The organism is Rathayibacter sp. PhB186 (genome assembly GCF_003751825.1).
Classification (GTDB): Bacteria; Actinomycetota; Actinomycetes; order Actinomycetales; family Microbacteriaceae; genus Rathayibacter; species Rathayibacter festucae.
Genome location: NZ_RJKO01000001.1, coordinates 1,380,462 through 1,396,310 on the forward strand (window position 1 = coordinate 1,380,462; position 15,849 = coordinate 1,396,310).

Below are 15,849 nucleotides of genomic sequence, written 5' to 3' on the forward strand. Positions count from 1 at the left end.
CGCAGCTCGGCGGCCTGTGGAGGACGGAACGGGCGCGTCGAGATCCACCGGTCTCGCAGTCCCGCCGTGCTGACGGTGGGCGGGTCTCGATACGCCCCTGCGGGGCTACTCGACCAGCATGTCCGCGCGATCGGCTGCGGCCGGTCGATCAGCAGGTGTGCGCGCGTCCGGGCGCGGTGGGCCTGCGTCCTCCACAGGCGGCGTTCCGGCGATCTGTCTTCCGGTCGCCGTGGGCCCCGCCCCGCAGCGACGCCGGGCTCGCCACCGTTGCCGCATGACATCCACTGCATCGCCTCAAGTCCACCCCGTCGATCACAGCGCCGTGCTCGCGGCGATCCCTCGCCTGCTCGGGCATCCGCCCCACGAGAGCGTCGTCCTCCTCCCGGTGAGGGGCGGGACGCCCACCGGCGCCCTCCGCTTCGACCTCGCTGTCGGCGATCCGACACGAGCTGCTCGGGCCTGGATCGGGGCCCTCGGGCGCTTCGGGCGTGTGGAGTGCCTGGTAATCGTGCTGTTCTCCTGCGGCCGACGCGTTCCGTCCGCCGGTGCGCTGATCGGCGCGCTGAGCAGTCGAGCGCAGGAGCTCGGAATCGCCGTGGAGGTGCTCGTCCCCGCCGGCCCGCGCCGCCCGCGCCGACCGGGCAGCGGAACGACGGTCCGCGGGACGTCCGGCGCGACCCCCTCGGCGGAACTGCTGCCCGCCGTCGACCGAGGGGAGGCGCTGGCTATCGCGGCGGAGGTGGACGCGCTGCTCGACCGGCACCCGCGCGCTCGTCTCCCCGAGGCGGTGACGGCCGACGTCGAGTCCCTTCTGCTGCGTGCAGCCGCGGGTCGTCCCTGGCAGCCGCGGACCCGCGCGCTCGCCGCGCTCATCGTCGGTGCGCAACGGCGGGAAGGGCGGGAGCGGGTGATCCGACTCGTCGCCTCTCCCGACCGCGCCGCTGCGCCGTCCGTCATCGGGCTCATCGCGCACGCGGCCGCGGCGGCGCCGGGGACCGAGCGGGGACCGCTGCTGGTCCTGCTCGCCACGCTCCACTGGTCGTCGGGGTCGATCCGCTCAGCGGCGCTCCTCGCGCGGGAGGCGGTCCGCCTCGACCCGCACGATCACGACTCGCGGATCCTCGCAGCCGCTCTCGAGGGCGGCGAGCCGTGCCCGTGGGCCGCCGAGGGCCGCCGTGCCGCGTGAGGCGCGTCCGGCGTGCTCGTGCGCGCCGCCAGTCCCTCCGGCGGCGCACACGAGCACGTCAGAGTCGCGCCCAGGCCTCCGTCAGCACGGAGCGCAGGATCTGCTCGATCTCGTCGAACTCCTTCGGTCCGATGGTGAGCGGCGGCGCGAGCTGCACGACGGGGTCGCCGCGGTCGTCCGCCCGGCAGTACAGGCCGGCGTCGAAGAGCGCCTTCGAGAGGAAGCCGCGGAGCAGGCGCTCGGACTCCTCGGCGTCGAAGGTCTCCTTGGTCGTCTTGTCCTTGACCAGCTCGATCCCGAAGAAGTAGCCCGCGCCGCGGACGTCGCCGACGATCGGCAGGTCGAGCAGCTTCTCGAGCGTGGAGCGGAAGAGCGGCGAGTTCTCCCGCACGTTCTCGTTGAGCTTCTCCTCCTCGAAGATGTCGAGGTTCTCCAGCGCGACCGCGGCCGAGACGGGGTGCCCGCCGAAGGTGTAGCCGTGCGGGAAGGAGACCTCGCCGTGCCGGAAGGGCTCGTAGATGCGGTCGCTGACGATGGTGGCGCCGATGGGGGAGTAGCCGCTGGTCATGCCCTTCGCGCAGGTGATCATGTCCGGCACGTAGCCGTACTCGTCGCAGGCGAACATGTGGCCGATCCGCCCGAAGGCGCAGATCACCTCGTCCGAGACGAGGAGCACGTCGTGCCGGTCGCAGATCTCGCGCACCCGCTGGAAGTAGCCGGGCGGCGGGGGGAAGCAGCCACCGGAGTTCTGCACCGGCTCGAGGAAGACGGCCGCGACCGTCTCGGGGCCCTCGAACTCGATCATCTCCTCGATGCGGTCCGCGGCCCAGACGCCGAAGGCCTCCAGGTCGTCGCCGTGCTGGGGCGCGCGGTAGAAGTTGGTGTTCGGCACGCGGAAGCCACCGGGCACGATCGGCTCGAACATCGCCTTCATCGCCGGGATGCCGGTGATCGCCAGGGCGCCCTGCGGGGTGCCGTGGTAGGCGACCGAGCGCGAGATCACCTTGTGCTTGCCCGGCTTGCCCTGGAGCTTCCAGAAGTGCTTCGCCAGCTTGAAGGCCGTCTCGACGGCCTCACCGCCACCGGTCGAGAAGAACACGCGGTTGAGGTCGCCCGGTGCGTGATCCGCGAGACGGTCGGCGAGCTCGATCGCCGAGGGCGTCGCGTAGGACCAGAGCGGGAAGAACGAGAGCTCGGCCGCCTGCTTGGCCGCGGCCTCCGCGAGCCGACGCCGGCCGTGGCCCGCGTTGACGACGAAGAGCCCGGAGAGTCCGTCGAAGTACTTCCGGCCCGTGCTGTCCCAGATGTGATGGCCCTCACCCCGGGTGATGATGGGGACCCCCGCGCCGGAGTCCATCACCGACTGCCGGGTGAAGTGCATCCAGAGGTGGTCCTTGGCCTTCTTCTGCAGCGCCGCGTCGTCGAAGCCGGCGGGGGCGTCCTCGCCCTTCACCGGATCGCCGGACGCGAGGCCCTGGCTCGAGAATGCTGTCTCTGTGGTCATCGGTTACCGCGTTCCCCAGTTGTAGAACTGCTTGTGGAGTTTCAGATAGACGAAGGTCTCGGTCGAGAGCACCCCCGGGAGCGACCGGATCTCCTGGTTGAGCAGGGCGATCAGGTCGTCGTCGTTCTCGCAGACGACCTCGGCGAGGATGTCGAAGGTGCCGGCCGTCAGCACCACGTAGTCGACGGCGGGGATCGCCGCGAGGCTGTCCGCCACCACCCTGGTGTCCCCCGTGACGCGGACCCCGATCATCGCCTGGCGGTAGAAGCCGAGCTGCATCGGGTCGGTCACGGCGACGATCTGCATCACGCCCGACTCGGTCAGCTTCTGCACCCGCTGGCGGACCGCCGCCTCGCTGAGCCCGACCGCCTTGCCGATCTCGGCGTAGGAGCGCCGGCCGTCGGCCTGCAGCTGCTCGATGATCGCCTTGGACACGTCGTCGAGCTGGAGCGGGCGCGGCGCAGGAGGGCGGGAGGGGCTCATGCGATGATCCTGGCAGCCTCGGCGGGGCCCGGCAAGTGAATCCGCATCGGCGAGGCGTCCCGGATGACGGAATCCACTGTCGCGGAAGCGCTCTCGCCCACGCGGGGGACGGTCGGTCCGATCCTCCGCGGGGGCGCTGCGGAGCGCCGCTGAGCGGGCGTCTCCAGTGCTCGCACAGCCGCTAGCATCGGAGGGATCGGCCCGCATGCGCGGAGCCGGCGGAGGCGAGGAGACGCGATGACGCAGATCGGCCGCAGCCGAGCGTCGGTGACCGTCCCCGTCTCGGCCTGGTCCTCGGACACGCCCTCCGCGGAGGTCACCCTCGGCTGGGCGGCGCGCACCGAGGTCGGCCTGGTGCGCAGCGCCAACGAGGACAGCTACCTCGCGAAGACACCGCTCTTCGCCGTCGCCGACGGGATGGGCGGTCACGCGGCCGGAGAGGTGGCGAGCGACGCCGTCGTGTCCCGGCTCTCCCTCGCCGCGACCGGCAGCACCGTGGGAGCGGAGGAGATCGACCGCGCACTCCGTGAGGCCGTGGACGACATCGCCCGCCAGTCGCGCACCGCCGACGGCGGAACCGGGACCACCGTCACCGGAGCGGCACTGACCGCCGTGGGCGGCGAGCCCTACTGGTCCGTCTTCAACATCGGCGACTCGCGCGTCTACCTCTGCGTCCAGGGCGCCCTGGTCCAGCTGACGGTCGACCACTCGATCGTCCAGGAGCTCGTCGATGCCGGCCTGATCACCCGGGACGAGGCCGACGTGCACCCCCACAGCAACGTGATCACCAGGGCGGTCGGCTTCCACGAGCCGCCCGTCCCCGACTACCGCCTGGTTCCCGTCATCGCCCCGTCGCGGCTGCTGATCTGCTCGGACGGGCTCACCAAGGAGCTCACGGACGCGGGCCTCGAGCACGTGCTCTCCACCGCGGAGACGGCCCAGGACGCCGCCGACGGACTGGTCGAGGCGGCGCTCGGCAACGGCGGACGCGACAACGTGACGGTGATCGTCGTCGACGTGCTCGCCGTCACCGGCGAGAGCGACTGATCGAGGACCCGGGAGGCCCGCCGGAGCCCCGGGTAGCATGGGTCGAGGAGGGGTGGTCTCGGTGATCTGCAGCACGTGTGGCTCCACCCTCGATCCCGGGGCGATCCTCTGCGGAGAGTGCGGCACCTCGGTGGCCTCGCACGCGACTCCCGGCGCCTCCCGCCCCGCGTCGACCGGCGACACCACCGTCCTCGACCCCTCGCGCCGTGCCTGGCTCCCCGGTCTCGCGCCGGGCCGGCACCGGCGGCCCGCTCCCGGGGCGCCCATGGCGCCGCCGAGTCAGGGGCTCGTGAAGCTGATCTTCGCCTCCGGGCAGCACGCCATCGTCACCGGCAGCGGTCTCATCGGCCGACAGCCGCTGCCGGATGCGGGCGAGACCTTCCGGCACATCCTCGCAGTCCCCGATCCGACGCGCTCGCTCTCGAAGACGCACCTCGAGTTCGGCTTCGACGAGGGCGGCCTGTGGGTCAGCGATCGCTGGTCGGCCAACGGCACCGTGCTGGTCGCCCCGACGCAGGCTCCGCTCCCGCTCGAGGCGGGCCGCCGCTACCGTGCGAAGATCGGCAGCAGGCTCCTGCTGTCCTCGGTGGAGATGGCGGTGGAGCGGGTCGACGGCTCCTCCACAGCCTCGAACCGTCCACCGATCACCCGCTGACCCACCGCGCGCGGCCGGCGTCCGCTTCGCTGGTCGGATGACGATCCAGCACCCCCGGGCACGGCTCCTGCCGCCCACTCCGCCGAGCACGCCGCCGCGGCCGCCGTTCCCGTGGATCGCGGCGCTGACCCCGGTGGTGTCGTCCCTCGTGCTGTACGCGCTGACCTCGTCGCCGTACACGCTGGCCCTCGCCGCTCTCGGGCCCGTGATCGCGCTCGCCTCCTTCCTCGACGCGGCCCGTCTCCGTCGTCGCACCGCGCGGCGGGAGGCGGAGCGCTACTCCCGGGAGCTCGCGGAGCACACCGTCGCGACGGCCAAGGCGCGGTCGGAGGAGCTCGCCGCCCTCCGCCGCGCGTCGCCGCTCCCGCTCGACGTCCTCGAGCAGCGCGTCCCGGCGGACGCCCGCTGGCGCCGGCCGGCGGCGGGACTCGAGGTCGTGCTCGGTCGGGCGAGGGGGACCGGCGAGGGCGCATGGGAGGACGGGGAGGTGCTGCTGGCAGGGATGTCCTCGGGGATCGGCGTCGTCGGCCCCGCCGTCCTCACCCGCGCGCTGGTGCGGGGGCTCCTGGTGCAGATCGCGGAGCTCGTGGCGCCGGAAGCCCTCCGCATCGAGCTGCCGGCCGGAACCGGCTGGCGCTGCCTCCGCGCTCTCCCGCACACGCGGTCGGTCGGCGCGCCGCTCACCCTCGCCGTCCTGGAGGAGGACGCGGCGACCGAGGCGGACGCCGTCCTCGCCCTCGCCGGCACGGCGGCCGAGCTGCCGAAGCGGTGCCGCTGCATCGTGCAGCTCGGCGGAGCCGGCGTCGCGAGCGTCGTCGGCCGGAGAGGGCCCGGTACCACGGAGCCGCTGGTCGTCGACTTCGTGGCCGCGGAGCAGGCGCGCGGCTACGCCGAGTCGCTCGCCGCCGCCCGTGGCGTGGGACCGGCGGAGCTCCCGGGGACGGTGCTGCTCTCCGACCTCGGTGACCGGGACGGACCCGACGACGGCACGGGCCTCCCGGTGCTGCTGGGGCGGACGCCGAGCGGCCCGATCGAGATCGATCTGGTCCGCGACGGGCCGCACGCCGTGGTCGGCGGGACGACGGGGAGCGGCAAGAGCGAGCTCCTGATCGCCTGGGTCGTGGGACTGGCGATCCGGCACCCGCCGACCGCCGTGACGTTCCTGCTCGCGGACTTCAAGGGCGGCGCGGGGTTCAGCGCGCTCCGGCCCCTCCCGCACGTGACCGGGGTGATCACCGATCTCGACACCGAGGGGGCTCTCCGCGCCTTCACCAGCATCGCCGCCGAGCTGCGGCGTCGCGAGGTGGTCCTCGCCGAGCGCGGCGTCCCGGACATCGCCCGGCTGGCACCCGGTGTGCTCGCCCGGCTGGTCGTCGTCGTCGACGAGTGCGCGGTCGTGCTGGAGCGCGCACCGGAGCTGCACCGCACCTTCGCCGACATCGCCGCGCGCGGGCGCTCGCTCGGCGTCCACCTCGTGCTCTGCACCCAGCGGCCGGTCGGCGTCGTCCGCGACGCGGTCGCGGCGAACTGCGGTCTCCGGATCGCGCTCCGGGTGCACGACGCCGCCGACTCGCGAGCACTGATCGGCTCGGACGCCGCCGCGCGGATCCCGCACCGCGCGGCGGGTCGGTGCGTGGTGTCGATCGGTGGACGCGGCCAGCTGATCCAGGCGGCCCTCGCGCAGGAGGACGACATCGCCAGGGCGAGGCGGAGCGGCGCCGGGTCGGCCCCGGCGCACCGGCCCTGGCTCGACCCGCTGCCCGACCGAATCCCCCTGCCGGAGCACCGGCGGACGGGCCGGATCGCGCTAGGCGTCGTCGACCGCCCGGCCGAGCAGCGCCAGGACGTCGTCCACCTCGATCACCGCTCCCTCCTCGTCCTCGGAGCAGCGGGCTCCGGTCGCAGCGGCGCGCTCCGCACGGTCGCCGCGCAGCTCGGCGCTCGCACGGTCGGCCCGCTCGACGCCGAGGGGGCCTGGGACGCGATCGTCGCCGAGGAGGGGCCGTCCGGTCCGCTCCTGCTCGACGACCTGGATCTGCTGCTGCGACGCTGCACCGAGGACGAGCGCCGGCGACTCCTCGACGCCCTGCAGACGGCGCTCCGCTCCGGCGGGGAGCCGATCGTCGCCACCGCCCGCCGGGCGACCGACGGTCTCGCCGGTCTCCGGGACTCCTTCGACGACGTCCTGCTGCTGCGCGCCGCACACCGGCAGGAGCACCAGCTGCTCGCGCTGCACGGCGAGCCGTACCGCGGCGACCTGCCCCCGGGCGGCGGCTGGTGGCGCGGGGAGCGGATCCAGGTCTTCGCGCCGCCGCCGTCGCCGTCGGGCAGGCGTCCGGCGGCCGTGCCGGTCGTGCCGACGGGCGAGGAGCCCACCGCCGTCCTGACGAACCGCGCGGGAGCGTTGCGGGCGAGGCTCACCGCGGCCGGTGTCCCCGCGCTCCCGGTCCCGGCGGTGGTGGACGGACTGCCTCCGGCCGGGGCGGTGATCCTCGGGTCGGTCGCGGAGTGGTCCGTGGCGAGGGCGCTCCTCGCCCGCCTCCGCGCAGGTGCGCCCGTCGTGCTCGACCTCCCCCCGGCCGAGGCGCGGGTCGTGCTGGGTCCGCTCCCGCCGGCACCTCTTTGCGCGGGCGACAGGGTGCTGCTCCTGGTGGACGACCGTCTTCGTCGTGCGCGCTGGCCGGACGCCCCGGCGTCCTGACCATCGGCTCCGAACGGGAGGAATCCGTGGTCGGAGAGCCCTCGGAGCGCGGATTTCGTGACAATCATGTTTCCAGATCACCGATCTCCTCCGTCCGTCATCGACAGACGTCCGAGCACTGTGCCAGTATTTCCCCACGTTCACGCCGGTGGGCCCGAGCACCGACGCAGTCAGGAGCCGCAGCCATGACCCGTCCTCTCCCGAGGGACCCCGTCCTCCGCGAGGCCATCGCCGTCGCACGATCCCGCGAGCGGGAGCGGCGCGCGATGCTCTCGCGGCGCGCGGTCCTCGGCGGCCTCGGGCTCGGCGTCGGCGCGCTGGCGCTCGCCGGCTGCGCCCCGGTCTCGCGGGCCGCCCCCACCGCCGCCGTCGACGAGTCCGCCTCCGATCCGAGACTGGTCTGGGACAACTGGCCGGCCTACCTCGACGAGGACGACGACGGCGGCTACCCGACGCTGACGGCGTTCGAGGAGCAGTCCGGCATCTCCGTCACCTACAACGTCGCGGTCGACGACAACAACTCCTACTACGGCAAGGTCAAGGACCAGCTCGCGCTCGGCCAGTACATCGGCGCCGACACCGTCTGCCTGACCGAGTGGATGGTCCCTCGGCTGGCCCGGCGCGGCTACATCCAGGAGCTCGACCACGCGAACATCCCGAACATCGCGAACCTCACCCCCTCGCTCGCGAACCCGGACTTCGATCCGGGCCGCCACCGCTCCCTCCCGTTCCAGGCCGGCTTCGCCGGGATCTGCTGGAACAAGGAGAAGCTGCCGAACGGACTCGCGAGCGTCGAGGACCTCTGGGACCCGGCACTGCGCGGCCGGGTCGGCGTGCTCAGCGAGATGCGCGACACCATCGGGCTGATCATGCTCGCCCAGGGCACCGACATCGCCGGCTCCTGGGGGGACGACGAATTCATGAACGCGATCGACGTCTTCCGGAAGCAGGTCGACGAGGGCCAGATCCGCAACATCAAGGGCAACGCGTACCTGAACGACCTGCAGAACGAGGACACCCTCGCGGCGATCTGCTGGTCGGGCGACATCACGCTGATCAACACCGAAGCCGGCGACAAGTGGGAGTTCGCGCTCCCCGACTCCGGCGGCACCCTGTGGAACGACACCTTCGTCGTGCCGATGGGCTCCCAGCGCAAGGCCAACGCGGAAGCGCTGATGAACTACTACTACGAGCCGGAGGTCGCCGCCGAGGTGGCCGCCTGGGTCAACTACATCACCCCCGTCGACGGAGCGAAGGACGCCATGGAGAGCATCGACCCGGAGCTGGCCGAGAACCAGCTGATCTTCCCCGACGAGGACACGCTCGCGCAGTCCCACATCTTCCGGACGCTCACCGCGGACGAGGAGAAGGACTACCAGGCCGAGTTCCAGAAAGTGCTGCTGGGCATCTGATGGCGATGGGAACCTTCGCCGAGCGCGGCGCCGACCTCGAGCTGGTCGGGATCAGCAAGCAGTACCCGGGCTTCACCGCCATCGACTCGCTGGATCTCACGATCCCCGCGGGCTCGTTCTTCGCCCTGCTCGGACCCTCGGGCTGCGGGAAGACGACCACCCTGCGGCTCGTCGCGGGCCTCGAGGAGCCCAGCGCCGGCCGGATCCTCATCGGCGGGAAGGACGTGACGGCCACCAAGACGTTCCAGCGCCCCGTCAACACGGTCTTCCAGTCGTACGCGCTGTTCCCGCACATGTCGATCCTCGAGAACGTCGCCTTCGGTCTCAAGCGCCGGCGGATCGACGACCCGGTGGGCAAGGCGCACGAGGCGCTCCGGCTGGTCGAGCTCGACCACCTCGCCCAGCGCCGCCCGGCTCAGCTCTCGGGCGGGCAGCAGCAGCGGGTCGCCCTCGCCCGGGCCATCGTCAACCGCCCCGCGCTCCTGCTCCTCGACGAGCCGCTCGGCGCGCTCGACCTCAAGCTCCGCCGCCAGATGCAGCTCGAGCTGAAGTCGATCCAGGAGGAGGTCGGCCTCACCTTCCTGCACGTCACGCACGACCAGGAGGAGGCCATGACCATGGCCGACACCGTCGCCGTGATGAACAAGGGCCGGATCGAGCAGATGGGCGCCCCCGAGGCGCTCTACGAGCTCCCGCGGACGGTCTTCGTCGCGAACTTCCTCGGCCAGTCGAACCTCTTCACCGGCGAGGTCGTCGGCTCGACCGCCACCGCGCTGACGATCGCGGCCGGTGACGCTCGGATCGTCGTGCCCACCGCCCGTGCCGCTCGCGAGTCCGGGGAGATGACCATCGGCGTCCGCCCCGAGAAGCTCCAGCTGCTCACGGAGGCGCCGGCCGACTCGCCGGACCGCAACGTGCTGGGCCCGGGGCGCGTCGTCGACGTCTCCTTCAGCGGCGTCAGCACCCAGTACACGATCGAGATCCCGACGCTCGGCTCGATCGTCGTCTTCGCCCAGAACATGGTCTTCGGGCCGGTCGTCGGCGAGGGCGCGCAGGTCTGGGTCAGCTGGAGCATCGAGCACGGCTTCGGTCTGGCCGACGAGCCGGGCACCGTGCCCCGCTTCGCCGCCGACGACTCCACCCGCTCGATCGCCCTGCAGAAGCGCGGGCTGCTCGCCGGACGCTCCGGAGGGGCGTAGGCATGGCCTTCGCAGCGTTCGCGACCGGCTCTGCCGACACGCTCGATCCGCCGGTCCGCCGGCGGTCGACGATCGCCCTGGTGCTCCTGCTGCCGGGCATCGTCTACATGCTGCTCTTCTTCCTGACGCCGCTGATCTCGCTCGTGCTGACCTCGTTCCAGGTCGAGGTGCCGGACGGCGACATCGGCGAGTACGCGCCGGGCTTCGCCTGGCAGAACTACCTCGTCGTGATGGCCGACTACTGGCCGCACGCGATCCGCTCCTTCGGCTACGCGCTGATCGCCACGGTGCTCGCGCTCGTCATCAGCTACCCGCTCGCCTACTTCATCGGGGTGAAGGCGCGGCCGTGGCCGCTGCTGCAGAACCTGCTGCTGACGCTGGTGATCGCCCCGTTCTTCATCAGCTTCCTGCTGCGCACGCTCGCGTGGAAGCAGATCCTCGCCGACGAGAGCCCGCTCGTGCAGGCGCTCAAGACCGTCGCGATCCTGCCCTCCGACGGCCACCTCACGGGAACTCCGATCGCCGTCGTCTTCGGCATCACCTACAACTTCATCCCCTTCATGACCCTGCCGCTGTACACGACGCTGGAGCGGCTGGACACCCGGCTGCTCGAGGCCGGCTCCGACCTCTACGCGCACCCCGCCTCGGTGTTCTGGAAGGTCACGGTGCCGCTCTCGATGCCCGGCATCGTCTCGGGCACGCTGCTCACCTTCATCCCGGCCGCGGGCGACTACATCAATGCGAGCCGGGACTTCCTCGGCTCGTCGCAGACCTCGATGGTGGGCAACGCGATCGAGGCGAACTTCCTCACCCTCGAGAACTATCCGGCCGCGGCCGCGCTCTCGATCGTGCTGATGGCCGTGATCCTGGTCATCGTCGGCTTCTACGTGAAGCGCAGTGGAACGGAGGACCTCCTGTGACCGCCACCGCCGACCGCCCCGTCGCGAGCGCCCAGGAGGCGCTGGGAGCACCCGCTCCCGCGCCGGTGCGAGGCCCCCGCCGCTTCAAGGGCCTCGGGCTCGGGATCTACACCGCCCTCGCCCTGATCTTCCTGCTGATCCCGATCGGCTACACCTTCGTCTACTCGTTCAACGACTCGGGCAAGAGCAACCTCGCCTGGCGGGGCTTCACCTTCGACAAGTGGGTCTCGGCCTGGACGAGCGAGGAGGTGATGACGGCGTTCGGCAACAGCCTGCTGGTCGGCGTCGTCGCGACGGTGCTGGCCACCGCACTCGGGACGATGATCGCCATCGCACTCGTGCGGTTCCGCTTCCGGTTCCGCTCGGCGATCAGCCTGCTGCTGTTCCTGCCGATGGCCACTCCAGAGGTGGTGCTCGGCGCCGGACTCGCCGCCCAGTTCCTCGCGCTCGGCACCGAGAAGGGCCTGGTCACGATCATCCTGGCGCACACGATGTTCTGCATCAGCTTCGTCGTGGTGACGGTGAAGGCCCGTGTCGCGAGCCTCGACCCCCGGCTCGAGGAGGCGGGGCGCGACCTCTACGCCTCACCGGCCCAGGTCTTCTGGCGGATCACCTTCCCGCTGCTGCTGCCCGGCATCCTCGCGGCGGCTCTGCTCTCGTTCGCGCTGAGCTTCGACGACTTCATCATCACGAACTTCAACTCCGGGTCCGTCACCACGTTCCCGAAGTACATCTACATCGCGGCGGCCCGCGGCATCCCCGCCGAGGCGAACGTGATCGCCTCGGCGGTGTTCGTGCTGGCGATCCTCATCGTCGTCGTCACGCAGGTGTCGGCGGCCGCCCGGGCGAAGCGGCTGGCGAGGCAGCAGTAGCGGCGCGCCCGGCCGCTCCGGCGGTGCCCCCGCGAATCAGACGTAGGAGGCGCGGACCGCGCCGACCGGCTTGCCGCCGCCGGTGACGACCGGATTGAGCCGCACCAGCACCTCGTTCGCCGCGGCGCGATCGACGGTGCCCGCCTCCACCAGCAGCTTGAGCGCGACCACCGTGGCGGCGCGCAGGCTGCCGTCGAGGATCTTCAGCGCGACCGTCGTTCCGTCGGGCGAGGCCATCACGAGCACTCCCTCCGCGCCGAGCTTCGCGACCAGGCCGAGCCGCTCGATCACGACGGTGTTGTCGCGACCCGGCCCGTCCAGGGCCCACGCGTTCTCGAGGATCGCCTCGGTGAGCACGCCCGCCTGCCGGTAGAGACCGAACGGGGAGGCGGGGGAGGAGGAGACGATCCGCGAGATCCCCTTCGCCAGCGCGGTCAGCGGCAGTGCGTGCACCGGCGCGCCGCAGCCGTCGACGGCCGAGCCGGCGATCCGCTCGCCGGTCAGACGCTCGATCGTGTCCACGATGTGCTGCTGCAGCGGGTGCGAGCGCTCGAGGTAGTCGTCGGTGCTCCAGCCGTTCTGCACGCAGGCGAGCAGCATCGCCGCGTGCTTGCCGGAGCAGTTCATGTACAGCGGGTCCGCGCTGGCTCCGGCGCGCAGCAGCTTGGTGCGCGAGGCCGAGTCGCTCGGCCAGTCGGCCGGGCACTGCAGGGCGGTGTGGTCGAGCCCCGCGCGGAAGAGCAGGTTCTGCACCAGGGCGACGTGCTGGGGGATGCCGGCGTGGCTCGCGGTCGCGATCACCGCCTCCGCCCCGCTCAGCTCGACGCCGGCGGTCATCACGGCGAGGGCCTGGAAGGGCTTCAGGCAGGAGCGGGGGAGGACCGGCGCCGTCGGGGTGCCCAGCGTGCGGGCGACGCGGCCGTCGGAGTCGAGGAGCACGGCCGACCCGGCGTGGCGCGACTCGACGAAGCCGGAGCGCTCGACCACCGCCAGTTCGACGGACTCGGCGAGGGTGAAGGTACCTGCGGACATCCCCCCATCTTGCCCGACGGCCCGGCGCCTCCTGGGCGGAGGGGCCGGGCCGTCGACGGAGCGGGCGGGGCTCAGAGGGTCGCGAACGCCTCGCCGAGCACGGCCACGGCCTCGTCCAGCAGCTCGTCCGTGAGGGCGAGGCTGGGGAGGAAGCGCACCACGTTGCCGTAGGTGCCGGCGCTGAGCACGAGCACTCCGTGCTTGGCGGCGTAGTCGATGATCGTGGCGACCGCCGCGGTGTTCGGTCGCTTGGTCGTCTGCGCGGTCCCGGGCTCGACGAGCTCGATCGCCATCATCGCGCCGATGCCGCGCACGTCGCCGATGATGTCGTAGCGCTCCTGCAGGGCGTGCAGCGCGGCACCGAGGCGGGCGCCGATCCGGTCGGCCTCGGCGAGGAGGCCGTCCTGCTCGATCCGCTCGAAGACGGCGACGGCGGCGGCCGCCGCGACGGGGTTGCCGCCGAAGGTGCCGCCGAGGCCGCCGGCCTGCGCGGAGTCCATGATCTCGGCCCGGCCGGTGACGCCGGCGAGCGGCAGGCCGCCTGCGATGCCCTTGGCCGAGAGCACCAGGTCCGGGACGAGGCCGAAGTGCTCGCTGGCGAACCAGGCGCCGGTGCGGGCCATGCCCGACTGGATCTCGTCCGCGACGAAGACGATGCCGTTCGCGGTGCACCACTCCTGCAGTGCGGGCAGGAAGCCCTGCGCCGGGACCATGAAGCCGCCCTCGCCCTGGACGGGCTCGACGACGAGGCAGGCCAGCGCGGAGGCACCCACCGTCTTCTCGAGGTACGAGATCGTCTGCTCGGCCGCCTCGGCGCCCGAGAGGCCGTCGTGGTAGGGGTATGAGCTCGGCGCGCGGTGGACGTCGCTCGCGAACGGGCCGAAGCCGAGTCCGTAGGGGAGCGCCTTGAAGTTCATCGCCATCGTCAGGTTCGTGCGGCCGTGGTAGGCGTGGTCCAGCACCGCGACGCCGGGGCGGCCGGTGTGCTTGCGGGCGATCTTGACCGCGTTCTCGACGGCCTCGGCGCCGGAGTTGACCAGCACGGTCTTCTTCGCGTGGTCGCCGGGGGTGTGCTCGCCGAGCAGCTCCGCGACGCGGATGTACGGCTCGTAGGGCGTGACGGTGAAGAGCGTGTGGGTGAGGCGGCCGAGCTGCGCGGTGGCGGCGGCGACGACCGCGTCGTCGGTGTGGCCGATCGTCGTCACGCCGATGCCGGCGCCCAGGTCGATGAACTGGTTGCCGTCGACGTCGACGAGGATCGCGCCGTGCGCGCGGTCGATGTAGACGGGCAGCGCGGTGCCGACTCCGGTGGGGACGACGGCGAGGCGGCGCTCGTGCAGGGCCCTCGATCGCGGCCCCGGGATCTCGGTCGCGACGCGACGCTCCTGGGGGACGGCCGACGTGGGAACCTGGGGAGCGAGCGTGTCTGTCATGGTCCCCCGAGTGTACCCGCGGGCCTCGGAGGAGCAGGGGTCCAGACCGTCGAGACCGGCCTGAACCACGGCCGAGAAGGAGGGATCCGATGCAAGCGGAGCACGATTACGCCGTATCCGTCGTCTGGGAAGGCAATCGCGGCACCGGCACCAGCGGCTACCGGGACTACGGGCGCCAGAACGTCCTCGTCGCCGAGGGCCCGCCGCCGATCCTCGCCTCGGCCGACAAGCCCTTCCGCGGCGACCCGGACCGCTGGAACCCCGAGCAGCTGCTGCTCGCCGCCCTCGCGCAGTGCCACCTGCTCTCGTTCCTGCACGTCGCGGTGAAGAACGGCGTCGTCGTGACCGAGTACGTCGACGACGCCGCCGGGCGGATGGTGCAGGAGGGCGAGGGCGGGCGCTTCGTCTCGGTGACCCTCCGGCCGCGGGTCCGCGTCGCCCACGAGTCGATGGTCGAGCTCGCGCAGTCGCTGCACGGCGAGGCGTCGCGGCTGTGCTTCATCGCGAACTCGGTGAACTTCCCCGTGGGACACGAGCCGCAGACCTCGGCGGCCGACGCGCACTGATCCTGGCGGGCTCGGGCGGCGGCGACCGGAGCGGTCAGCGCCGCTCGTGCGGCAGCGCCCGCCGGATCTTCTCCACCGTGGTGACCGGCGGCGACTCGTTGTAGACGCCCGCGGCCTCCTGGCCCGAGAGCGCGTGGATCGCGGTCATCACCTCGTCGGTCGCGTGCCGGCGCGCGCGACCCGAGTCGGCCGAGCCGTGCCGGGAGAGGTCGAGCGGATCGCCGAAGCGCACCGTGATCCGGTGCAGGCGGGGGATCCTCGAGCCGACGGGCTGCAGCTCCTGGGTGCCGACCAGCCCGACCGGCACGACCGGTGCGCCGGTGGTGAGGGCGAGCCACGCCACTCCGGTGCGCCCGCGGTAGAGGCGGCCGTCGCGCGAGCGCGTGCCCTCGGGGTAGACGGCGAACGCCTCGTCGCGCTCGAGGATCGCGCGGCCGAGGTCGAGGGCCTCCTGCGCGGCCTGGCCGGCGCCGCGCTCGACGGGCACCGCTCCGACCGCCGTGAAGAACGAGCGCGACGCGGCGCCGCGTGCTCCGGTGCCGGTGAAGTAGTCGGCCTTCGCGAGGAACTGCACCGGCCGCGGCGCCAGCAGGGTCAGGACGGGGGAGTCGATGAACGACAGGTGGTTGCTGGCGAGGATGACCCGGCCGGTGCGTGGGACGTTGTCGCGGCCCTCGACGATCGGGCGGTAGATCATCCGGCCGAGGCGGCTCATCGTGAAGCGGGCCACGCGCGCGGAGACGCCGATCCCCGGGGGTGTCGGCGGTGCGGGAGCGTCGTCGGTCGGCATTCGCCCGACGCTACCGGCGGGTGCATGCCGCTCGGGTCATGCTCCGCCG

14 protein-coding genes are annotated in these 15,849 nt (G+C 72.3%); 9 read left to right on the plus strand and 5 right to left on the minus strand.

What is annotated here, in order from left to right; translation table 11 throughout:
• The first annotated feature begins 274 nt into the window (after positions 1-274).
• Positions 275-1,186 carry a DUF4192 family protein gene (locus EDF45_RS06480; protein ID WP_185020102.1) on the plus strand — a complete coding sequence of 304 codons (912 nt, stop codon included), beginning with the start codon at positions 275-277 and terminating at the stop codon, positions 1,184-1,186.
• Between the two features lie 58 nt (positions 1,187-1,244).
• Here EDF45_RS06480 and EDF45_RS06485 read toward each other — a convergent pair whose 3' ends face one another.
• Positions 1,245-2,690: an aspartate aminotransferase family protein gene (locus EDF45_RS06485; protein ID WP_123445513.1), complete on the minus strand. Its 1,446-nt coding sequence runs from the start codon at positions 2,688-2,690 to the stop codon at positions 1,245-1,247.
• A gap of 3 nt (positions 2,691-2,693) precedes the next feature.
• Positions 2,694-3,173 (minus strand): Lrp/AsnC family transcriptional regulator, encoded by a 480-nt coding sequence (locus EDF45_RS06490; RefSeq protein ID WP_123445514.1) that lies wholly within the window; start codon positions 3,171-3,173, stop codon positions 2,694-2,696.
• A 237-nt stretch (positions 3,174-3,410) separates the two neighbouring features.
• Here EDF45_RS06490 and EDF45_RS06495 point away from each other — a divergent pair, with 237 nt between their 5' ends.
• The 7 genes from EDF45_RS06495 to EDF45_RS06520 all read left to right on the plus strand — a co-directional run bounded on the left by EDF45_RS06495 (position 3,411) and on the right by EDF45_RS06520 (position 11,979).
• A complete protein-coding gene (locus EDF45_RS06495) occupies positions 3,411-4,220 on the plus strand; it encodes a PP2C family serine/threonine-protein phosphatase (RefSeq protein WP_123735369.1) in 810 nt (269 codons plus the stop codon).
• 130 nt (positions 4,221-4,350) lie between these two features.
• Positions 4,351-4,875, plus strand: a complete 525-nt coding sequence (locus EDF45_RS21175) for a hypothetical protein (protein WP_165909011.1) — start codon at positions 4,351-4,353, stop codon at positions 4,873-4,875.
• A gap of 37 nt (positions 4,876-4,912) precedes the next feature.
• Positions 4,913-7,576 carry an FtsK/SpoIIIE domain-containing protein gene (locus EDF45_RS06500; protein ID WP_185020103.1) on the plus strand — a complete coding sequence of 888 codons (2,664 nt, stop codon included), beginning with the start codon at positions 4,913-4,915 and terminating at the stop codon, positions 7,574-7,576.
• Positions 7,577-7,761: 185 nt separating this feature from the next.
• Positions 7,762-8,988, plus strand: a complete 1,227-nt coding sequence (locus tag EDF45_RS06505) for a PotD/PotF family extracellular solute-binding protein (RefSeq protein ID WP_123735371.1) — start codon at positions 7,762-7,764, stop codon at positions 8,986-8,988.
• Positions 8,988-10,187: an ABC transporter ATP-binding protein gene (locus tag EDF45_RS06510; RefSeq protein ID WP_123735372.1), complete on the plus strand. Its 1,200-nt coding sequence runs from the start codon at positions 8,988-8,990 to the stop codon at positions 10,185-10,187. The genes EDF45_RS06505 and EDF45_RS06510 overlap by 1 nt, the downstream gene beginning before the upstream one ends.
• 2 nt (positions 10,188-10,189) lie before the next feature.
• Positions 10,190-11,107, plus strand: coding sequence for an ABC transporter permease (locus EDF45_RS06515; RefSeq protein WP_123732044.1), 918 nt, complete (start codon positions 10,190-10,192; stop codon positions 11,105-11,107).
• Between the two features lie 104 nt (positions 11,108-11,211).
• Positions 11,212-11,979 (plus strand): ABC transporter permease, encoded by a 768-nt coding sequence (locus EDF45_RS06520; RefSeq protein WP_243646240.1) that lies wholly within the window; start codon positions 11,212-11,214, stop codon positions 11,977-11,979.
• Positions 11,980-12,015: 36 nt separating this feature from the next.
• Here the strand turns inward: EDF45_RS06520 and EDF45_RS06525 are convergent, their stop codons facing one another.
• On the minus strand, positions 12,016-13,011 hold the full coding sequence (locus EDF45_RS06525) for an asparaginase (RefSeq protein ID WP_123732045.1): 996 nt from the start codon (positions 13,009-13,011) through the stop codon (positions 12,016-12,018).
• 71 nt (positions 13,012-13,082) lie between these two features.
• Positions 13,083-14,444 (minus strand): 4-aminobutyrate--2-oxoglutarate transaminase, encoded by a 1,362-nt coding sequence (gabT, locus tag EDF45_RS06530; protein ID WP_123735373.1) that lies wholly within the window; start codon positions 14,442-14,444, stop codon positions 13,083-13,085.
• 89 nt (positions 14,445-14,533) lie between these two features.
• On the opposite strand from gabT, the gene EDF45_RS06535 reads away from it, so the two are divergent.
• Positions 14,534-15,010: an OsmC family protein gene (locus tag EDF45_RS06535; protein WP_123702936.1), complete on the plus strand. Its 477-nt coding sequence runs from the start codon at positions 14,534-14,536 to the stop codon at positions 15,008-15,010.
• A gap of 34 nt (positions 15,011-15,044) precedes the next feature.
• Here EDF45_RS06535 and EDF45_RS06540 read toward each other — a convergent pair whose 3' ends face one another.
• Positions 15,045-15,800 carry a 1-acyl-sn-glycerol-3-phosphate acyltransferase gene (locus EDF45_RS06540; protein WP_123735374.1) on the minus strand — a complete coding sequence of 252 codons (756 nt, stop codon included), beginning with the start codon at positions 15,798-15,800 and terminating at the stop codon, positions 15,045-15,047.
• Positions 15,801-15,849: the final 49 nt, after the last annotated feature.

Coding starts and splice junctions, on each gene's coding strand:
- EDF45_RS06480 (WP_185020102.1), top strand. CDS start 275: ATGACATCCACTGCATCGCCTCAAGTCCACCCCGTCGATCACAGCGCC.
- EDF45_RS06485 (WP_123445513.1), bottom strand. CDS start 2,690: ATGACCACAGAGACAGCATTCTCGAGCCAGGGCCTCGCGTCCGGCGAT.
- EDF45_RS06490 (WP_123445514.1), bottom strand. CDS start 3,173: ATGAGCCCCTCCCGCCCTCCTGCGCCGCGCCCGCTCCAGCTCGACGAC.
- EDF45_RS06495 (WP_123735369.1), top strand. CDS start 3,411: ATGACGCAGATCGGCCGCAGCCGAGCGTCGGTGACCGTCCCCGTCTCG.
- EDF45_RS06500 (WP_185020103.1), top strand. CDS start 4,913: ATGACGATCCAGCACCCCCGGGCACGGCTCCTGCCGCCCACTCCGCCG.
- EDF45_RS06505 (WP_123735371.1), top strand. CDS start 7,762: ATGACCCGTCCTCTCCCGAGGGACCCCGTCCTCCGCGAGGCCATCGCC.
- EDF45_RS06510 (WP_123735372.1), top strand. CDS start 8,988: ATGGCGATGGGAACCTTCGCCGAGCGCGGCGCCGACCTCGAGCTGGTC.
- EDF45_RS06515 (WP_123732044.1), top strand. CDS start 10,190: ATGGCCTTCGCAGCGTTCGCGACCGGCTCTGCCGACACGCTCGATCCG.
- EDF45_RS06525 (WP_123732045.1), bottom strand. CDS start 13,011: ATGTCCGCAGGTACCTTCACCCTCGCCGAGTCCGTCGAACTGGCGGTG.
- gabT (WP_123735373.1), bottom strand. CDS start 14,444: ATGACAGACACGCTCGCTCCCCAGGTTCCCACGTCGGCCGTCCCCCAG.
- EDF45_RS06535 (WP_123702936.1), top strand. CDS start 14,534: ATGCAAGCGGAGCACGATTACGCCGTATCCGTCGTCTGGGAAGGCAAT.
- EDF45_RS06540 (WP_123735374.1), bottom strand. CDS start 15,800: ATGCCGACCGACGACGCTCCCGCACCGCCGACACCCCCGGGGATCGGC.